General features: G+C 61.8%; 15 protein-coding genes. 9 read left to right on the top strand and 6 right to left on the bottom strand.

Annotated features, from left to right (window positions below; all coding sequences use genetic code 11):
• Positions 1-103 precede the first annotated feature (103 nt).
• The 4 genes from PPN31114_RS03145 to PPN31114_RS03130 all read left to right on the top strand — a co-directional run bounded on the left by PPN31114_RS03145 (position 104) and on the right by PPN31114_RS03130 (position 4,916).
• Positions 104-1,090 (top strand): hydroxymethylglutaryl-CoA lyase, encoded by a 987-nt coding sequence (locus PPN31114_RS03145; protein WP_150678023.1) that lies wholly within the window; start codon positions 104-106, stop codon positions 1,088-1,090.
• On the top strand, positions 1,087-2,376 hold the full coding sequence (locus tag PPN31114_RS03140) for a CaiB/BaiF CoA transferase family protein (RefSeq protein WP_150678022.1): 1,290 nt from the start codon (positions 1,087-1,089) through the stop codon (positions 2,374-2,376). Before PPN31114_RS03145 ends, PPN31114_RS03140 begins: the two co-directional genes overlap by 4 nt.
• A 108-nt stretch (positions 2,377-2,484) precedes the next feature.
• Positions 2,485-3,795: an MFS transporter gene (locus PPN31114_RS03135; protein ID WP_150678021.1), complete on the top strand. Its 1,311-nt coding sequence runs from the start codon at positions 2,485-2,487 to the stop codon at positions 3,793-3,795.
• Positions 3,795-4,916 carry an amidohydrolase family protein gene (locus PPN31114_RS03130; protein WP_174987622.1) on the top strand — a complete coding sequence of 374 codons (1,122 nt, stop codon included), beginning with the start codon at positions 3,795-3,797 and terminating at the stop codon, positions 4,914-4,916. Before PPN31114_RS03135 ends, PPN31114_RS03130 begins: the two co-directional genes overlap by 1 nt.
• Before the next feature lie 39 nt (positions 4,917-4,955).
• Here the strand turns inward: PPN31114_RS03130 and PPN31114_RS03125 are convergent, their stop codons facing one another.
• Positions 4,956-5,825 (bottom strand): slipin family protein, encoded by an 870-nt coding sequence (locus tag PPN31114_RS03125; protein WP_150678019.1) that lies wholly within the window; start codon positions 5,823-5,825, stop codon positions 4,956-4,958.
• 156 nt (positions 5,826-5,981) lie between these two features.
• Positions 5,982-6,956 carry an Ldh family oxidoreductase gene (locus tag PPN31114_RS03120; protein ID WP_150678018.1) on the bottom strand — a complete coding sequence of 325 codons (975 nt, stop codon included), beginning with the start codon at positions 6,954-6,956 and terminating at the stop codon, positions 5,982-5,984.
• A 217-nt stretch (positions 6,957-7,173) separates the two neighbouring features.
• On the opposite strand from PPN31114_RS03120, the gene PPN31114_RS03115 reads away from it, so the two are divergent.
• Positions 7,174-8,181 (top strand): hypothetical protein, encoded by a 1,008-nt coding sequence (locus PPN31114_RS03115; RefSeq protein ID WP_150678017.1) that lies wholly within the window; start codon positions 7,174-7,176, stop codon positions 8,179-8,181.
• A gap of 22 nt (positions 8,182-8,203) precedes the next feature.
• Here PPN31114_RS03115 and PPN31114_RS03110 read toward each other — a convergent pair whose 3' ends face one another.
• Positions 8,204-8,653: a MerR family transcriptional regulator gene (locus tag PPN31114_RS03110; protein WP_150678016.1), complete on the bottom strand. Its 450-nt coding sequence runs from the start codon at positions 8,651-8,653 to the stop codon at positions 8,204-8,206.
• 79 nt (positions 8,654-8,732) lie between these two features.
• Here PPN31114_RS03110 and PPN31114_RS03105 point away from each other — a divergent pair, with 79 nt between their 5' ends.
• The gene (locus PPN31114_RS03105) at positions 8,733-9,968 is read left to right on the top strand and encodes an NADH:flavin oxidoreductase/NADH oxidase family protein (RefSeq protein WP_150678015.1); all 1,236 of its coding nucleotides are present in this window, start codon (positions 8,733-8,735) and stop codon (positions 9,966-9,968) included.
• Between the two features lie 13 nt (positions 9,969-9,981).
• Here the strand turns inward: PPN31114_RS03105 and PPN31114_RS03100 are convergent, their stop codons facing one another.
• Positions 9,982-10,386 carry a carboxymuconolactone decarboxylase family protein gene (locus tag PPN31114_RS03100; protein ID WP_150678014.1) on the bottom strand — a complete coding sequence of 135 codons (405 nt, stop codon included), beginning with the start codon at positions 10,384-10,386 and terminating at the stop codon, positions 9,982-9,984.
• A gap of 174 nt (positions 10,387-10,560) precedes the next feature.
• On the opposite strand from PPN31114_RS03100, the gene PPN31114_RS03095 reads away from it, so the two are divergent.
• From PPN31114_RS03095 to PPN31114_RS03085, 3 genes are all read left to right on the top strand, one after another.
• Entirely contained in the window at positions 10,561-11,178 is a 618-nt protein-coding gene (locus tag PPN31114_RS03095) for a nitroreductase family protein (RefSeq protein WP_246182379.1), read from the top strand.
• A gap of 122 nt (positions 11,179-11,300) precedes the next feature.
• A complete protein-coding gene (locus PPN31114_RS03090; RefSeq protein WP_150678012.1) occupies positions 11,301-11,870 on the top strand; it encodes a cysteine hydrolase family protein in 570 nt (189 codons plus the stop codon).
• A gap of 307 nt (positions 11,871-12,177) precedes the next feature.
• Positions 12,178-14,385: a putative bifunctional diguanylate cyclase/phosphodiesterase gene (locus PPN31114_RS03085; protein WP_150678011.1), complete on the top strand. Its 2,208-nt coding sequence runs from the start codon at positions 12,178-12,180 to the stop codon at positions 14,383-14,385.
• Between the two features lie 35 nt (positions 14,386-14,420).
• Here PPN31114_RS03085 and PPN31114_RS26520 read toward each other — a convergent pair whose 3' ends face one another.
• Together PPN31114_RS26520 and PPN31114_RS03075 are read right to left on the bottom strand one after the other, a co-directional pair.
• On the bottom strand, positions 14,421-16,058 hold the full coding sequence (locus tag PPN31114_RS26520) for a methyl-accepting chemotaxis protein (protein ID WP_150678010.1): 1,638 nt from the start codon (positions 16,056-16,058) through the stop codon (positions 14,421-14,423).
• 240 nt (positions 16,059-16,298) lie between these two features.
• Entirely contained in the window at positions 16,299-17,201 is a 903-nt protein-coding gene (locus PPN31114_RS03075; protein ID WP_174987618.1) for a sulfurtransferase, read from the bottom strand.
• Positions 17,202-17,217 lie beyond the last annotated feature (16 nt).

Raw genomic sequence — 17,217 nt, 5'->3', positions numbered from 1 at the left:
GAGTGAATTACGGGTTTACCCAACTTAAATGCGCGTGAAGTTGCTCGTATAGTTCTATCAAACAGAACATAGTTCTTTCTGATAGAACTTCAGGAGCTTTCGAATGACCCAATCCTCCGCCCCGCAAGTACTGGTGAGCGAAGTCGGTCCGCGCGACGGACTGCAAAGTCTGAAGCGCGTGATGCCGACCGCCGCCAAGCTGCGCTGGATCTCCGCACTCGCTGCCGCCGGTCTCAAAGAAATTGAAGTCGGCTCGTTCGTACCGGCCAAGTTGCTGCCGCAGATGGCAGACATTCACGACGTCGTCGCCCACGCGCTGTCGATTCCCGGACTGCGCGTCGCGGTGCTCGCGCCCAATTTGCGCGGATCGCAGGCGGCCTTCGAAGCCGGTGTGCACAAGCTGACGCTGCCCGTCTCGGTGACCGACGAGCACTCGATGGCCAACATCCGCAAAACCACGGCGCAAATGATCGAAGAAGTGCGCGCCATCGTGGCGCTGCGCGACGCCCAATTCCCTGGCATCGAGATCGAAGCCGGGGTATCGGTCGCCTTCGGCTGCACGATTGCGGGCACCGTGACCGACGACCAGACGATGCGCATGTGCCTCGCCATGGCGGAGTGCGGCGTCGATGAAATCGGTTTGTCCGATACCAGCGGCTACGCCAACCCGGTGCAGGTGCGCCGCCTGTTCCGTCGCTTGCAGGCCGAATTCGGCAGCAAAGCGGGCGGCGCGCATTTCCATAACACCCGCGGTCAGGGGCTAGCCAACGTAGTCGCGGCGCTGGACGCTGGCGTGACGACCATCGATGCGAGCCAGGCCGGACTCGGCGGATGCCCATATGCGCCCGGCGCAACCGGCAACATCGTCACGGAAGACTTGGTGTTCCTGCTCGAAGCCATGGGTCACGACACCGGCATTGATGTCGATGCGCTCGCCGCTGCGCGCGCCGTGCTTGCCGATGCCCTGCCTGGCGAAGCGCTTTACGGCCACGTGCAAGACGCCGGTCTGCCGAAAGGCTTTCGCTACGCCGATGGACGCGCCCCTAGCGCCCCGCAACCGGAAGGTTGCCTGCTGGGAGACGCGCAATGAGCGAGGCGACAAACAAAGTGCACGGCAACCGTGACTTGCCCTACAGCGGCGTGCGCGTCATCGAAATGACGCACATGGTGATGGGCCCGACGTGCGGGATGGTGCTGGCCGACCTGGGCGCAGAAGTCATCAAAGTCGAGCCGATGACTGGCGACAGCACACGGCAACTGCGCGGTTCCGGCGCGGGCTTTTTCAGTACGTTCAATCGCAACAAGAAGAGTCTGGCCGTCGACCTGAAAGACCCGCGCGGCGTGGAGATCGTGCACCGCTTGCTCGCGAATGCCGACGTCTTCAGCGAGAACTTCAAGAGCGGCACGATGGACAAGCTCTGGCTCGGCTACGAAACGTTGTCGCGCCTCAATCCGCGCCTCATCTACGTGTCGCACAAGGGCTTCTTGCCCGGCCCGTACGACCATCGCACTGCGCTCGACGAAGTCGTGCAGATGATGGGCGGTCTGGCCTACATGACCGGACCGGAAGGCAAGCCGCTGCGCGCAGGCGCGAGCGTCAACGATGTGATGGGTGGCATGTTCGGCGCAATAGGTGCAATGGCCGCGTTGGCCCAGCGCGAGCGCACCGGGCAAGGGCAAGAAGTGCAAAGCGCACTCTTCGAGAACAACGTGTTCTTGATGGCGCAGCACATGATGCAGTTCGCCGTCACCGGTCGCCCCGCCGCGCCGATGCCGAGCCGCATTTCCGCATGGGCGGTGTACGACGTTTTTACCGTCAAAGACGGCGAGCAAATTTTCCTCGCGGTGGTATCCGATACCCAGTGGGCACTCTTTTGCGATGCGTTCGGTTTGCAAGCATTCAAGGCAGACGAACGGCTCGCCACCAACAACCTGCGCGTGCAAGCGCGTGAATGGCTGATGCCGAAGCTTCGGCATCACATGGAGGCATTCACCGCCGCCCATATCGGAGAAATTTTCGAGCGCGCCGGCCTGCCTTACGCGCCGATCACGAAGCCGCAAGCGTTGTTCGACGATCCCCATCTGCTGGCCACGGGCGGTCTGGCGGAAGTCACGTTGCCCGCCGACGCGAGTGCGGCAGGACAAGCCGTCAGCACCCGCACCGCACTGCTGCCGATCACGCTGGCAGGCGAGCGTTTGCCGCTGCGCGCAGCGCCGCCGTCGCTGGGTCAGGACACGCAGGCCTTGCTCGCTGAACTCGGCTATACGCCCGACGAGATTGCGGGCCTAGCCGATGCCGGTGTCGTGCGTTGCGCGGCAGCGCAGGCAGTCGATGGCGCGGCGCAGCCGTCCCCCGTGGAGCTAGCGAGCGCCTGAATTTCGCAAGTCCACTGAATCCATCGAATCCGTAAGTCACACACAAGAACGCCGAGGCGTGCCACCCGTTGAACGGCAAGCGCGCCCGGCAATATGCAGGAGACAACCATGACCTCGTTATCCCGGACCACGCCAGCGGAACTGCCCGCGAGCGGCACGCTGGAGCAACGCGCGGTGCAAAAAGCCGCCTGGCGCTTCATCCCCCTGCTTGCCCTCGCCTATTTCTTTAACTATCTCGACCGTACCAGCGTGGGGTTTGCAGCGCTCACGATGAACCGCGACCTCGGCCTGACGGCCACGCAGTTCGGCTGGGGCGCGGGCATTATGTTTGCCGGGTATTGCCTTTGCGAAGTGCCGAGCAATCTCGCGCTCTATCGCTTCGGCGCACGGCGCTGGCTGGCCCGCATCATGATCACGTGGGGCATCTTTGCGGCAGCGACGGCGCTGGCCGTGGGGCCGATGAGCTTCTACGCGATTCGCCTGCTGCTCGGTATCGGTGAAGCAGGTTTCTTCCCCGGCGTGATCTTCTTCCTTGCCGTGTGGTTCCCTGCGAACTACCGCACGCGGGTGCTCGCGTGGTTCACTGTGTCGACGCCGTTGTCGTCCTTTATCGGCGGCCCGCTGTCGACGTGGCTGCTGCAAATGGACGGCGTGTTCGGCCTTGCCGGTTGGAAGTGGATGTTCATCATCGAAGGGTTGCCCGCATGTTTGCTGGGTTATCTCGTGCTGAAGCTGCTTGCCGATAAGCCCGCCGATGCCAAGTGGCTCACCCCCGACGAGCGTCAGGCGCTGCAACAGGCCTTCGAGCGTGAAGGCAGTTCGGCCAAGAAAAAGAAGGACTTCCGCGCGGCCCTCAAAGACGTGCGCGTCTATCTGCTTGCCTCGATTTCGTTCGGCTTCACGATGGGTTCGTACGGCATTGGCATCTGGTTGCCGCAAATGCTCAAAGCGCACGGCATGAGCGTGACGCAGACGGGCTGGCTCTCCGCGGTGCCGTACTTCTTCGCCACGATCGCGCTGCTCTGGTGGGCTAAGCGTGTGGACCGTCGCGGCGGGCACATTGCGAATTTGGCGGCGGGGCTGTTGATCGGTGCCGTAGCGTTAGGCGTGTCGACCTATTTCGACCAGTTGGTGCCTGCGATGACCGGCATCACGCTTGCCCTGATCGGCACCATCGCGGGCCGCACGATCTTCTTCACGCTGCCTGCACGGTTCCTCTCCGGACAGGCGGCGGCAGGCGGTCTCGCCCTGATCAATTCGATTGGCGCATTGGGTGGCTTTGCAGGCCCTTATCTCGTGGGCTATCTGAAAGACAGTTTCGGTACGTTCACGGCAGGCATGTTGGGTCTGGCCGTCGTACTCGGTGTGACCACGCTGCTCACGCTCGCTCTGTTCGCCTTCCCGCAGGAGGAGAAATAATGCGCCGTATTCAATCACCGTCGCGCCGCAAGCTCTTGCAGGCGGCTGCGGCATCGGCAGCGCTGTCGGCCACGCGCGTTTTTGCCAAGGAGGAATCCCGTCCCATGACGGCGACTAGCAACTATCTGCCCGTGCGCGCCGAATGGCTGGCATCGGGTAATGAATCCGCGCTTGAACCGGCGATGCCGATCATCGATGCGCATCATCACTTCTACGAGCGCCCGGGCTGGATTTATCTGCTCGACGAGTATCTGGAAGATGCCCGCGGCGGGCACAACATCACGGCGTCGGTGTTCATGCAGGCGCTTACTCGCTACCGGCAGTCGGGTCCCGAAGCACTGCGGCCGGTCGGTGAGACGCAGTTCGTGGCGGATATCACGGCACCGTTGCAGCAATCGTCGCCGCGCGTCGCGCAGGGCATGGTCGGGTATGCCGACTTGCGGCGGGGGGCAGCGGTGCGCGACGTCCTGGAGGCACACCTCGCAGCGGGACAAGGCCGGTTCAAAGGCGTGCGTCATTTGGTGACCTGGGATGCCGATCAGACGCTCGTCAATCCGCTGTCGGCCGCACCACGTGGGCTGTTGCTCGACAAGGATTACCGCGCAGGCGTGGCGCAGTTGGGGTCGCTCGGTTTGTCGTACGACGCGTGGCTGTTTTTCCCGCAACTGCCGGAGTTGTTCGATCTGGCCAAGGCATATCCGCAGACGCCCTTTATCGTGAATCACTGCGGCGGCGTGGTGCGCATTGCCAGCTACGAGAATGCGCGCGACGAGGTGTTCACCCGGTGGTCCCGCTCAATGCGCGAGCTGGCGCAGTTGCCGAACGTCTATGTGAAAGTGGGCGGATTGGGGATGCGGATCAACGGCTTCGACTTCGAAAAGGGAGAACGGCCGCCCACGTCACAGGCGCTCGCCGACGCATGGAAGCCGTGGATGCACACCTGTATCGAGGCGTTCGGGGCAGACCGCTGCATGTTCGAGAGCAACTTCCCGGTCGACAAAGGCTCGTATTCGTTCAATAACGGCTGGAACGCCTTCAAGCGCCTCACGGCACAGGCCAGCCCGACCGAGCGGGCCGCACTGTTCAGAGAGACAGTGTCGAAGGTTTATCGATTGGGATAACGAAAAGGCTCGCCTATCAAGCGAGCCTTTTCAGTTCGATCAAGCCGCGGTCTTCAATGTCGACATCGCATTGCTTGGATCTGCGCCGCCCACGGCAAACGCCAGCATCGCCGGGTTCATGCTGTCGACCATCGACGACGGCATGAGGATGGTGGCGCCTCGCTCTTTGGTCGTCTCGTAGATGATGTTCATCGCGCGCAGCTGCAACGCCTGCGGATGGCCTTCGTAGATCGTGGCCGCCTCGACGAAGCGCGCCGCGATCACCGCTTCCGCAGAGCCGAGAATCATACGGGCCTGCTTTTCCCGCTCGGCCTGTGCCTGCCGCGACATCGCATCTTGCAGCGCCACGGGAATCGCCACGTCCCGCACTTCGACCGAAATCACGGCAATCCCCCACGCGGCAGTCTTGGCGCTGATATCCGCACGCAATTGCTCGTCGGACGCCTTCCGGTCAGACAGCAACGTCGAGAGCATCGATGCGCCGATCATCTCGCGCAACGATGTCTGCGCTACGCGGTCGATCGCCTGCCGGTAATCCGTAATCGCAAGCGCCGCCCGCTCCGCGTCGTTCACATGCCAAAAGATGATGGCGTCGACATTCACCGGCACCGTGTCCTTCGTAAGCGCCTGTTCTGCATTGAATGCCGTGGTTTGAATGCGGGTATCGATGATGGCTGTCACGTTGTCGACGACCGGCAAGATCATGAACAGCCCCGGCCCCTTGACGCTCTGGAGCTTACCGGCCCGCAAAATGACGAACTTCTGCCAAGCGTTGGCCATCTTCAACATCGACGCCAGCAACATCGCAGCGACGAGAAAACAAGGCGCCAGATAAGGGTTGACATACACGCCTGCTGCCGCGCCCAGCAACAACAGGACCAAGACGAGAAACGATGTGATCGGGTTCATGAAAAAACGCCTCCTGCGGGCGTCTCGTCATCACTTTTGGTATCGGTCCACCCGCGAAACGGATGCCCGCCCGGTTTAGGCAGGCCATCCTTACGCCTGACTTCTGCGGCTATGTGTCAGCACCCTGATTGTGCTGAATGATTGGGTTCTTATTCATCATAGGTTGTGTGCGCAATAGCGTTCGATCTCAGATAGCACTGACGGCGCGACCTCGATCACGTCGGGGCGATCGCCACGCCCCGCCACGTAAATACCCTTGGCAGACAAGCGCTCTACGTGAAGCGCCAATCGGGTGGCGAAATCCGGAGCGAGCGCCGCCGGGGCGATGGCGACGATGCATAGCCCGGCACCCGGTGAGGCGTTGCCATGTTCAAAAGACGGGCAATCTAACGACCAGTTCGCGCCGGTTAGCCCTGCCGACAGGACTTCGACCATCAACGCAATATTGGCGCCTCGTGCGCCGCCAAAAGCGAGCAGCATGCCCGTCAAGGCATCGTTCGCGTCGGTTGTGGGCATACCTGCGGCGTCTAGCGCCCAGCCTTCCGGAATGGCATGCCCCTTCGCGGCGGCTTCGCGAATGTTGACGAATGCCGTAGCGCTCGACGCCTGATCGATCACCAGCGGCGCGCCCCCGGCAATTGGCGCGCCGAACGACAACGGATTGGTGCCGAATACCCGCTGGCGGCTCTGTGGCGTGGTCACGAGCGCCGGGCCGTTCGATGTCGCCAGACTGATCAAACCGGCGTCGGCCAACCGCCGCGTGTAATAGCCCAACTCCCCAGCGGTGTAGCTGTTGGCCTGCGCAAACAACGCAACGCCATACTGCTTCGCGCGTTCGACAAGCTCGTTGAATGCCAGATCGAAACCCAATTGCGCAATGCCGTGTTTTGCATCGACCTTGATCGTCGTCAGCGTGGGAAACGCGATGTCGGGCTGCGCCGACCGCGCAATTTGGCCCTTCGAGAAACCTCTCAGGTAATCCAGCAGATGTGCAAAACCTACCGAACCGTGGCCCGACAGTTCTGCGGCGACCGTGGCATTGGCGAGTGACGCAGCCGTCGGTGCGTCGGCGCCCACCGCCATGATTGCCGTGCGCGCCAATGCCTTAGCCTGCTCGATGTCGAGTTGCATGGATTCCCCGTGATAGTCGATGTTCGGAACACCCATTTCCGGTGCAGATATTGCAATGCTTGTTGAGAATACGGCAACGCAGCGTCTTCGACCACCCGCGCCGGATATCCATCAAATGAAGGATGGAGAGCTCACCCCCTTGTGCTGTAATTCCAACCGATTCTCGCGATACAGCGTTGAACACCGTTTTAGTGGGGAAGGAAAAATGCACACAACAATGACGAAGGTGGTCACCGCTGCGGCGCTGGCCACGGTTTTCACTTGCGCGCCCGTCAGCGTCACATTCGCTGCCGGGTTGGCCACCACCGCTGCCACGCAGGCACCGCCGACCTCCGCACCGTCGAATTCAAACAAGCCGAGCGGGAACAGCAACACCAACGTCAACACGCAGATTCTGATCAACACGCTCAACGCGCTGTCAAAACCGCAGAACGCACCGGCGCAGCAGAATGACGATCCGACGCCCTCATATCAAGCCCCTACCCCACGTCCGGCTGCCCAGACGTACCAGCCCGCCGCTCAACAAAAGCCAGCACTGGTGACCAACGCCGGTTACAACTGCGAAGACTCCCTGCGCGCGTCGTTAGTCGCCTCGCGCCCGGACATGACGAGTGCGCGGCTGGCCGATCTGGCACGTAGCTTCTGGGAAACCGACTATCGGGATATCAACATCGCCAACGTGCCGCGGTTGCGCGAGCGTCTCCATAAGCTGAACAGCGACATGGCCGATCCCTCGATGATCGACAGCAAGCAGGGCAACCAATGCGTCGCCGGTGCCATCGCGGCGCGTCTGGACGAGTTGGGCTGGAGCGCCGATGCGATCGACCGCACCCATCAAACCAAATTCGACGACATCACTGCAAAATCGACCGCGGCGCTCGACAGCAACGTCGGCGCCGGTAAGAAGCGCTTGGTCCTCAAGCAGTACCCAAGCTGCCTGAAGATCGTCGACGTCAAACTCGACGACACGGTCAAGAACATGTACTGGTACGGCATCGCCAATACCTGCGGCGAAGCGGTGCAGGCGCACTGGTGCGAGGGCAAAGGCTGCAAGCCGACGGATCGCGCCGCCGATATCGCCGCAGGCAGTAAGGAAGAAAGCTGGATGCGCGCCCAGTCGCCCAGCGATGTGCGCTTCCGTGGCACCGCCTGCGCGACCGAGTACAAAGGGCATGGCGTGCTCTATGACAAAGCGCGCAACGAGTGCTGGGTTTCGATGGAATAAAGGCGAGCCGTCGAGGCGGGCATCAACCCCGTTTGCGCGCCCGCCCGTTGGTGAGCGGCGGGTCCACCGGGGTGTTGCGCAGCGATGTCAGCACGCGCTGGGCCGCCTCGCCGCACCCTTCCCCCTCGCCGCGCTGCTCAATCGCATCGATCAGCGCCGAAATATTGTGTTTGCTTTGCGCCAGACTTTGCTCGAGACGCTCGATCTCCGTGACCTTACGGCGCAACACTTCAAGCAACGTGTCGTGGGGCCACGCACTGAGATCGGGCGGCAGGATCGACCGGATTTCATCGAGCGAGAACCCGGCGTTCTGCGCGCGGCGGATGATATCCAGCCGCGTGAGCGCATCGTCGCCGTACTCCCGATAGCCGTTGGACTGTCGCTGCGCATCGGGCAACAGCCCCTGTGCCTCGTAGAAGCGGATTTTCGACGCCGCCAGGCCGCTGACTTTCGCCAGGTCACCAATTTTCATCGTCCGCCTCCACAGCGCTTGACATTAAAGTGAACTTTAAGGTTATCGTCCCCTCATCGTCAACTGAGGAGGCGACACAATGACGCTCTTCACCCCCCTTACCCTGCCGAACGGCACCCAAATCCCGAACCGCCTGGCCAAGGCCGCCATGGAAGAAAACATGGCCGACGCCAACCACGCACCGTCCGATGCATTGCTCCGTCTCTACGACGCTTGGGCGCGCGGCGGCGTGGGCCTGATTCTGACGGGTAACGTCATGATCGACGCGCAAGCCATGACCGGCCCCAACGGGGTCGTGTTGCAGGACGACGCGCAGTTGGATCGCTTTCGGCGCTGGGCGGACACCGCACGCTCGCAGGGTGCGCAGATCTGGATGCAGCTCAACCACCCCGGGCGTCAGATGCAGTCCGCCCTCGGACAACCCACCGTCGCCCCGTCGGCCGTCGCGCTCGACCTTGGCGCCTTGTCCAAACGCTTTGCCGTGCCCAGAGAAATGACGCCCGACGACATCGCTGACGTACAGTCACGCTTCGTACGCAGCGCCGAACTCGCCGAGCGCAGCGGCTTTACGGGCGTGCAGATTCATGCGGCGCACGGCTACCTGCTGAGTCAGTTCCTTTCCCCGCTGACGAACAAGCGTCAGGACGCATGGGGCGGAAGTTTGGAAAACCGTGCCCGCTTGCTGCTCGACATCGTCCGAGCGGTGCGAAAAGCGGTCTCGCCGGGATTTGCCGTGGCCGTGAAGCTCAACTCCGCCGATTTCCAGCGTGGCGGTTTCAGCGCTGAAGATGCCAAACGCGTGGTCGAATTGCTCAACCCGTTGGGCGTCGATTTGGTCGAACTGTCAGGCGGGAGCTATGAGGCACCCGCGATGCAAGGGCAAGCGCGCGATGGCCGTACGCTGGCGCGGGAAGCCTACTTTCTGGAATTTGCCCGCGAGATCACAACGGCAGCGCGCATGCCCTTGATGGTTACCGGCGGTATCCGCCGCCAAGCCGTCGCCGAACAGGTCGTCAATGATGGCGTGGCCATGGTTGGCATTGCCACCGCCCTGTCCATTGATCCGACGCTGCCCGCACGTTGGCGCGACGGCAAACACAGCGAGCCGAACCTGCGTCCCATCACGTGGAAGAACAAGGCACTCGGCTCGCTGGCGAACATGGCTGTCGTCAAGTTCCAACTCAATCGCTTGAGCGCCGGACGCGCGACAAAACCTGACGTGTCGCCGCTCAAGGCGTTGATCCTGCAACAACTCGCGACGGCCTGCCAAACGCGGCGCTATCGGCGGTGGATGTCGCGTAGCGCCGCGCAATAACGCCGTCGCCGTTTTATTTGGCTGGCAGTTCGAACGCCGGGTCGATCGGCACCCGGTAGCCGACTGCCAGCCGATTGGTTTCATTCGCCATACCGACCACGGCGAGCAACTCGCCAAACATCTCATCGGTCATGCCCGCGCGCCGGGCGGCGGCCGTGTGGCTTGCCACGCAGTAGCCGCAATTGTTGGTCACACTCACCGCGACATAAATCAATTCCTTAATCAGCGGATCGAGCGCCCCGGGTGCCATCACATCTTTCACGCTGTCCCACGTGCGCGCGAGCGTCGGCGGGTGTTGCGCGATGAATTTCCAGAAATTATTGACGTCTGGCACGCCGCGTGTCGTCTTGATGTCATCGAAGACGGCCTTCACTTCCGGCGTGGCGTTTGCGTATTCAACAGGGGCTTGCTGACTCATGAGATAGGCCTTTGCGTTGGCAGTTGGGCGAAGCGCTAGATTACAAGCTTTCTCAAATGACTTGCGCGACACGTCATCTTGCAAAAAACGCAAGACATTATCGCAAATGAGAATCATTTTGATTTTTCCAGAAGAATCGCGGATGATGGCTCATCTGTTTCTGGAGACATGTTGATGGGTACGACCACTGATTTTGCTAGCCCGGTGAATGCATCGCGTCAGTTGGCGCTCGACGCCCTGCTCTCGCGTCAGTCGCACTGGCCGCTGTCTGAACCAGCACCGAACGATGTTGAGCTCAATCTGGTATTCGATGCTGCGCTGCGTGCACCGGACCACGGCCGGTTGCGTCCGTGGCGCTTTGTCGTCGTGCGCGACGAAGCGCGCGAAGATCTGGGCCAAGCGCTGGTTGAGATTGCCGCCAAACGAAATCCCGACGCAGGGCCCGAGGCCCACGAGCAACGCCGTCGCAAAGCCTTTGCGGCACCGCTCATCATCGTGATTGCCGCGTCGGTATCGACGCAAACGAATGTACCGGCGGGCGAGCAACTACTGTCGGTTGGCGCGGCCACAATGAATATGCTCAACGCGTTGCACATTCTTGGCTATGGCGGGTTCTGGGCCACCGGCCCCGACGCTTACGACAAAGATCTGCATCAGGTGCTCGACTTCGAGCCGAATGAACAAATTCTGGGCTTCCTGTTCGTCGGCACCCCGCCTGCCGATGCCGAAGTGAAGCCTCGTGCCGAACGCGGCGATCACGTTCGCGAATGGCTGGGGCGGCTGTCCATTTAATTGGATCGCAGAGCTAAGAGAACTCGCGCGGGCGCTTCGGCGCCCGTTTTGCTTTTTTGCTTCGCATAGCGCGTGATAGAGTCGCTGATCGTTCTTATGAACGCCCCCTGCGCGCAACGACTATGCCGATTTCGGACATCCATTCCGAGAAAACAGCACTGTTGGTCATGCACTATCAGACCGATATCCTCGCGCTGTTTCCTTCAGTTGCCCCCGAGCTGCTTTCGAACACACGTCAATTGTGTGACGCCGCCCGCGTTAAAGGCATTGATATCTATTTCGCCAAGTTTCACTTTAGCCCTGGTTATCCGGAAGTCAGCCCGCTCAATAAGAATGGGCAAGGCGTCAAGCAATTGGGGCTATTCGTTGAAGACGCTGTCTCGCCTGAATTGGGGCGGCGAGAGAACGAAACGGTTGTCGTCGCGCATCGTGCCAGCGTTTTCTATGGCACCGATTTGCAGGTGCGGCTTTCCGCCCGTGGCATCGACACGTTGATCATGGTGGGCATCGCATCGACGGGCGTGATGTTGTCGTCAATCGCTTATGCGAGCGATGCCGATTTTCGGTTATTCACCGTGAAAGATTGCTGCTACGATCCGGATCAGCTCGTGCACGATCATCTTTTCGCGACGGCGTTCGAATCGAGAACTACCGTGCTGACACTCGCGGATGCGCTGGCTTTACTGGCCTAACCACTACGCTTCAAACGCAAGTATGAAAACGCGTTTCCCAATACGCCATTGCAATACAATTGGCATCCCGAATTAGCCTGAATACATAAGTGCTTAACTTCGCACTATAATCCGCTCAATCGGACGAATTATCCGAATTCAGCCGGACGCATATCCGGCGGATAGAACGCAAAGCGTCACTCACGGGGCTTCCCTTGCTCGAACGTACTTCCGGTCTTATTTGACCGCGATACGCTTCGTGTCTGCACGCATGCAAACGCTTCCCGAAGTTTGTCGATAGCGCCGCTTTCAGGCGAGGAGACCACTGATGAAGTGTCCCCCTGTATTGCCGATGGATACCGAGAGGCTTGCCGCGTTGGCGGAATACGGGCTGGGCAGCGATCGTCCGCTGCCGAGTCTGGATGTCGTAGTTCGCATCGCGGCGCACATGTTCGATGTCCCTGTGGCAGCGGTCAATATGGTCGGCAGCGATCACGTGTTTTTTGCCGCCGCGACGGGATTCTCGGGCTGCGACGTCGACATGAGCCGCGACGCATCGTTCTGCGCGCATGCGATCCTTCAGGACGCCGTGCTGGTCGTGCCCGACGCGACACGCGACGAGCGCTTCCACGACAACCCCCTTGTCACTGGCGAGTCACAGGTGCGCTTTTATGCGGGCGTGCCTCTCATGTCGGTCGGTGGGCATGCGCTTGGCGCGCTGTGCGTTATCGACAACAAACCCAAGCACGATTTTTCAGCGGTCGATTGCGAGCGTTTGCGCGAGCTAGCGAGAATGGCATCCGACCGGCTCGAATTACGTCGCGTCGAGCTCTTTGTCGAACGCGACCGGCGCACTTTTGCTGAGCCTGAGCGGCGTTCGCCCACGGCGATGATCCGCTTCGACGAGAGCGGCAAGATCCTCGACTGGAATCTCGCTGCGGCCACGCTCTACGGATATGACATCCAAGACGCCTTAGGCCTGACTATCGAAGCGCTGGTGCCCGAGCACGGCCGCCCCGCACTGCGTGACCGAATCGCACAAGTGGTCACCATGGGCTCGGTCGATGGGCTGACCATGCCGTCAGTCGTTTATGGGCTGCGAAAAGATGGGGCCGAGTTTATGTTGAGCGCGTCGCTGTTCTGCTGGCGCGAGAATGGCGTGCTGACGTTCAACGCCCATGTCCATGACTTGAGTACGTTGCGCGACGAGAAAGATGCGCTCAAACGGCTTGCCAGCACCGACGTGCTGACCGGCGTGGCCAATCGCGCAAGCTTTTATCGCAACACCGAAGTCACGTCGGCGTGCCTCAGTGGTGCGGCAGTCGTGATCATCGATCTCGATGGCTTCAAGGATGTGAACGACACGCTCGGGCACGCGGTGGGCGACGGCATTCTTTGCGAAGTCTCGCGGCGGTTGAGCGGGATGGTGCGAGCGGACGACACCGTCGCACGGATTGGCGCCGACGAGTTCGCGCTGCTGCTGCCCGGGGTGACGAACACGGCAGATGCGCGACTGATTGCCGATGCCGCTGCGGCGGCCATTGCCGAGCCGATGGTGATCGGCGGGTTCGATGTACGCGTGACGGCGTGTTGCGGCATCGCCGTCGCGCCGCAGCACGCGCACGAGGCGCTTAGCCTGATCAGCAATGCCGACCTCGCGTTGTCGCGCGCGAAGCACCACGGGCCGGGTCAGGTGTTCGTGTTTGTGGAAACGTTGCGCATGGAGGCCGTCGAGCGTCGTGTGTACAACATCGAGCTGCACCGGGCGGTCAACGACGGCGAGTTCGTGCTGTTCTATCAACCGCAGGTCGATTTCGCGGATGGATCGCTGACCGGCGCTGAGGCGTTGATCCGGTGGCGGCATCCGCAGCGCGGGTTGTTGTCCCCGGCGGCATTCTTGCCTGCGCTTGAGCGCGGGCCGTTAGCGGCGGCCGTAGGCGCATGGGTGCTGGATGAAGCGTGTGCGCAAGCGGCGTTCTGGCGGCGCAATGGGGCACCGGCGTTTCGCATTGGCGTCAATTTGTTCGGTTTGCAGTTCCGCATTGGGAGCATCGTCGACGAAGTCATTGCCGTATTGAACCGGCACGGTTTGCCACCGCAGGCGCTCGAACTGGAGGTAACCGAGAGCATCGTGCTTGACGACGACGTAGTGCTCGATGCATTGCGGCGCCTGCGCGATTACGGCGTCGGCATAGCGTTTGACGATTTCGGCACGGGCTACGCGTCGATCAGCTTGCTCAGGCGTTATCCGCTGAGCCGCATCAAAATCGACCGGTCGTTTGTGCAGGCGATGGTGGAATCGGAGCGAGACGCCTCAGTCGTGCGGGCGCTCGTCGATATGACGAGGAGCTTCGATTTGCGCACGACGGCAGAAGGCGTCGAGACCGCAGAACAGCGGGACAACTTGCGCCGGCTGGGTTGCGACGAAGGACAGGGGTATCTCTTCGGGAAACCGATGCCGGCGCTGGAGTTTGCTGCGACGTTCGATGTCGGGCGGCGTGGCGACTGGGGTGGGCGGCAACTGAATCGTGCCTAACCTTGCGGCTTGCCTCACCCCGCGACATTACCCACTCAAGACACCACCGAATGCAACCGCCCCCGTGCCGTGGCTGCGGTTGCCGCAGGGGCTTGACCAAGCGCGTTAAAACCCAGCATGCCTGGCTCATCTGACTGTGCCAACTGGAACACCGCCACGGCTTGTTTCAGCGACTCGGCCTGTTCCGCGAGCGACTGGGCGGCTGCCGAGGCTTGCTCGACCAGCGCGGCGTTCTGCTGCGTCACCTCGTCCATCTGCGTGACCGCGCGCGCCACCTGATCGATCCCCGCCGTTTGCTCTTCCGATGCCGCCGAAATCTCGGCCATGATGTCGGTCACCCGACGCACGCTGCCCGCAATTTCCTGCATCGCGGCCCCGGCTTCACCGACGATGCGGCTGCCCGCTGCCGAGCGCTCGGCCGACGTTTCGATCAACGTCTTGATGTCACGTGCCGCACTCGCCGAGCGCTGCGCCAAGGTGCGCACCTCGTTAGCCACCACGGCAAACCCACGGCCCTGCTCGCCCGCGCGAGCCGCTTCCACAGCCGCGTTCAACGCGAGAATGTTCGTCTGGAACGCGATGCCGTCGATCAGCGAAATAATCTCGCGAATCTTCGCCGATCCCGCATCGATCTGACGCATCGTGTCGGTCACCTGCGCCATCGCGCTATCGCCGGCGCCGGTCTGCTCGCTCGCCTGACGCGCCAACTGATTCGCTTGATGCGCATGCTCCATGTTCTGCCGCACGGTGCCCGTCAACTGCTCCATGCTCGCCGCCGTCTCTTCAAGCGACGCCGCTTGTTGCTCCGTACGCGACGACAGATCCAAATTACCGGCGGCAATCTCGCGCGCACTCGCTGCAATGGCCTCACCGCTCTTGCGCACCTTAGCCACCGTGTCGCCAAGCTGCGCCTTCATCGCGGCAAGCGCCTCCAGCAACCGCCCCATCTCGTCCGTCGACGTAATGTGAACGGGGCGGCGCAAGTTGCCGTCGGCAATTTCTTGGAAGTGTTCGAGCACGTCGTCCAACGGCCGCGTAATGGCGCGATTCAATGCCCGCGCCGTCAGGAACGCGGCAATGACGGCAAACCCAATCGCACAAAGCGTCAAGATCAGTTGCCGATCGTAAGCCGACTCGGCCGACTCAAAGCTCGTCTTGGCCCGCCCGTCGTAAAGCTGCTTGAGCGCGTCGTTCGCATTCACATAGGACGTATAGCGCTTGCCCAGTGCCGCCGCCTGCTCGTAATAGGCGTCGGTCTGGCCGGAGGAAATACCGTTCTGCACCAGCGTGAAGGCATCTTTCAACGCCTGCCGCGCACTGGTCACCTGCGCCGCCAGACGTTGCTCGTCAGCGTCGGCGGGCAACGCCAGATAGGCTTGCCATGCCTTCTCCGACTCACCCCAGTAGACCGTGCCCTTCTTGATGTCGTCGGCCTTGAGTTCCGCCGTGGGCGCCTGCGGCGCTCTGAGGACCACCGCGCGGGCGCGGCCGATCTGAATTTCGGACTCCCCGAGCAGCCGTGTGCTGGCCAGTTCTTTGTTGTAAACCTCGCGCAGACTGCCCACCGTCTCACGCAACCCTGCGAGGGTCAGGCCGCCCACCACCACGACCAGCGTGGCAAGCCCCGCCACCGCAAACCGTAACCGCCAACGAATCGTCCAATTCTTCAACATTTGCGCTTTCGCCTTTCTTTCGGGAGAGCGGCCTCCGGCCCCGGAGGTCGCCGCCCGCCATGCTGCCCGAAATGCATGACAAACGCACGCGTGTCACGGTTGTCTGGGCTTGCCGCGCAACAGTCTCGTTGCCCCCGGCTGACATGACAGGTTCAAGGGCCGCAATGGCCCCTAAGGGCTCCAACGGCGCAAACGTGAAAAACTTGAGAAAACAGCCGGTTACGCGAAGTGATCGCGAAATTACCGGCCTTCGACCTGCATCGGCAGTTCCGGCGCACTCCCCCATTCGCCCAGCGAGGCGTCGTAGAGCCGCACATCCGGATGACCGAGTTTCATGAGCGCAAAGACCACCAGACTCGCCGAAACGCCGCCGCCACAATAGGCAATGACAGCGCGCTCCGGCCCAACGCCCGCCGCAGCGAAGCGGTCTCGCAATGCGGCATCGTCGAGCAACTCGCCGGACGCGCCGTCGAGAAGACTGGCCGCCGGGACGTTGACGCTGCTGGGAATATGGCCCGGACGCCCCTTGCGCGGCATTTCCTCGCCGCTGTACTGTGCCGGGCGCAGCGCATTGATCAGCCGAACCTTCGGCGCATGCAGTGCCCGTTCGACATCTTCGCGTGCCGCCACATAAGGCAACGGCTGCGCAATGCTGAACTCGCCCGGTGCGGGCGCTTCCACGGGTCCTTGTTCGACGCCCCGCCCTTCCACCTGCCACTTTGCCAAGCCGCCATCGAGCAGGTGCGCATTCGTAAAACCATAAACGCGCAACATCCACCACACGCGGGTGGCCCACCACGGCGTGCCGGTACTGTAGATAACGACGATGCTGTCGCGACGAATGCCCAGCGCCTCCACCGCCGCCTTGAACGCATCGGGGGGCGGCAACATCAGATGAATCGGGTGATGCCGGTCGGACAGTTGCGCATCGATGTCGATGAACTGCGCGCCCGGGATGTGCGCAGCCTCGAAGGCGGCTCGCTCCGGCTGCACACGCTGCTTGATAACGGGATCCACCACCATCGTGGCGCTGCAATCGAACAGCCGCAGATCCGGGCGGTGCAGGTTTTGCGCCAGCCATTCGGTATTGACGAGAAAACCGGGCTCGATCACCGGCGTAGAGGCAGAGGCGTTGGCTGTCATTTTGAATTTGAGAATC

It is taken from the genome of Pandoraea pneumonica, from assembly GCF_902459645.1.
Lineage (GTDB): Bacteria > Pseudomonadota > Gammaproteobacteria > Burkholderiales > Burkholderiaceae > Pandoraea > Pandoraea pneumonica.
Note: the sequence above shows the minus strand (reverse complement) of the source record. Positions and strands in the feature narration are given on the sequence as shown.

Bases quoted from the DNA above. Each gene is read 5' to 3' on its own strand.
- PPN31114_RS26520 (WP_150678010.1), bottom strand. From the start codon at position 16,058: ATGTTGAAGAATTGGACGATTCGTTGGCGGTTACGGTTTGCGGTGGCG.
- PPN31114_RS03125 (WP_150678019.1), bottom strand. From the start codon at position 5,825: ATGAACCCGATCACATCGTTTCTCGTCTTGGTCCTGTTGTTGCTGGGC.
- PPN31114_RS03140 (WP_150678022.1), top strand. From the start codon at position 1,087: ATGAGCGAGGCGACAAACAAAGTGCACGGCAACCGTGACTTGCCCTAC.
- PPN31114_RS03130 (WP_174987622.1), top strand. From the start codon at position 3,795: ATGCGCCGTATTCAATCACCGTCGCGCCGCAAGCTCTTGCAGGCGGCT.
- PPN31114_RS03075 (WP_174987618.1), bottom strand. From the start codon at position 17,201: ATGACAGCCAACGCCTCTGCCTCTACGCCGGTGATCGAGCCCGGTTTT.
- PPN31114_RS03110 (WP_150678016.1), bottom strand. From the start codon at position 8,653: ATGAAAATTGGTGACCTGGCGAAAGTCAGCGGCCTGGCGGCGTCGAAA.
- PPN31114_RS03095 (WP_246182379.1), top strand. From the start codon at position 10,561: ATGGGTACGACCACTGATTTTGCTAGCCCGGTGAATGCATCGCGTCAG.
- PPN31114_RS03105 (WP_150678015.1), top strand. From the start codon at position 8,733: ATGACGCTCTTCACCCCCCTTACCCTGCCGAACGGCACCCAAATCCCG.
- PPN31114_RS03090 (WP_150678012.1), top strand. From the start codon at position 11,301: ATGCCGATTTCGGACATCCATTCCGAGAAAACAGCACTGTTGGTCATG.
- PPN31114_RS03100 (WP_150678014.1), bottom strand. From the start codon at position 10,386: ATGAGTCAGCAAGCCCCTGTTGAATACGCAAACGCCACGCCGGAAGTG.
- PPN31114_RS03135 (WP_150678021.1), top strand. From the start codon at position 2,485: ATGACCTCGTTATCCCGGACCACGCCAGCGGAACTGCCCGCGAGCGGC.
- PPN31114_RS03115 (WP_150678017.1), top strand. From the start codon at position 7,174: ATGACGAAGGTGGTCACCGCTGCGGCGCTGGCCACGGTTTTCACTTGC.
- PPN31114_RS03085 (WP_150678011.1), top strand. From the start codon at position 12,178: ATGAAGTGTCCCCCTGTATTGCCGATGGATACCGAGAGGCTTGCCGCG.
- PPN31114_RS03120 (WP_150678018.1), bottom strand. From the start codon at position 6,956: ATGCAACTCGACATCGAGCAGGCTAAGGCATTGGCGCGCACGGCAATC.
- PPN31114_RS03145 (WP_150678023.1), top strand. From the start codon at position 104: ATGACCCAATCCTCCGCCCCGCAAGTACTGGTGAGCGAAGTCGGTCCG.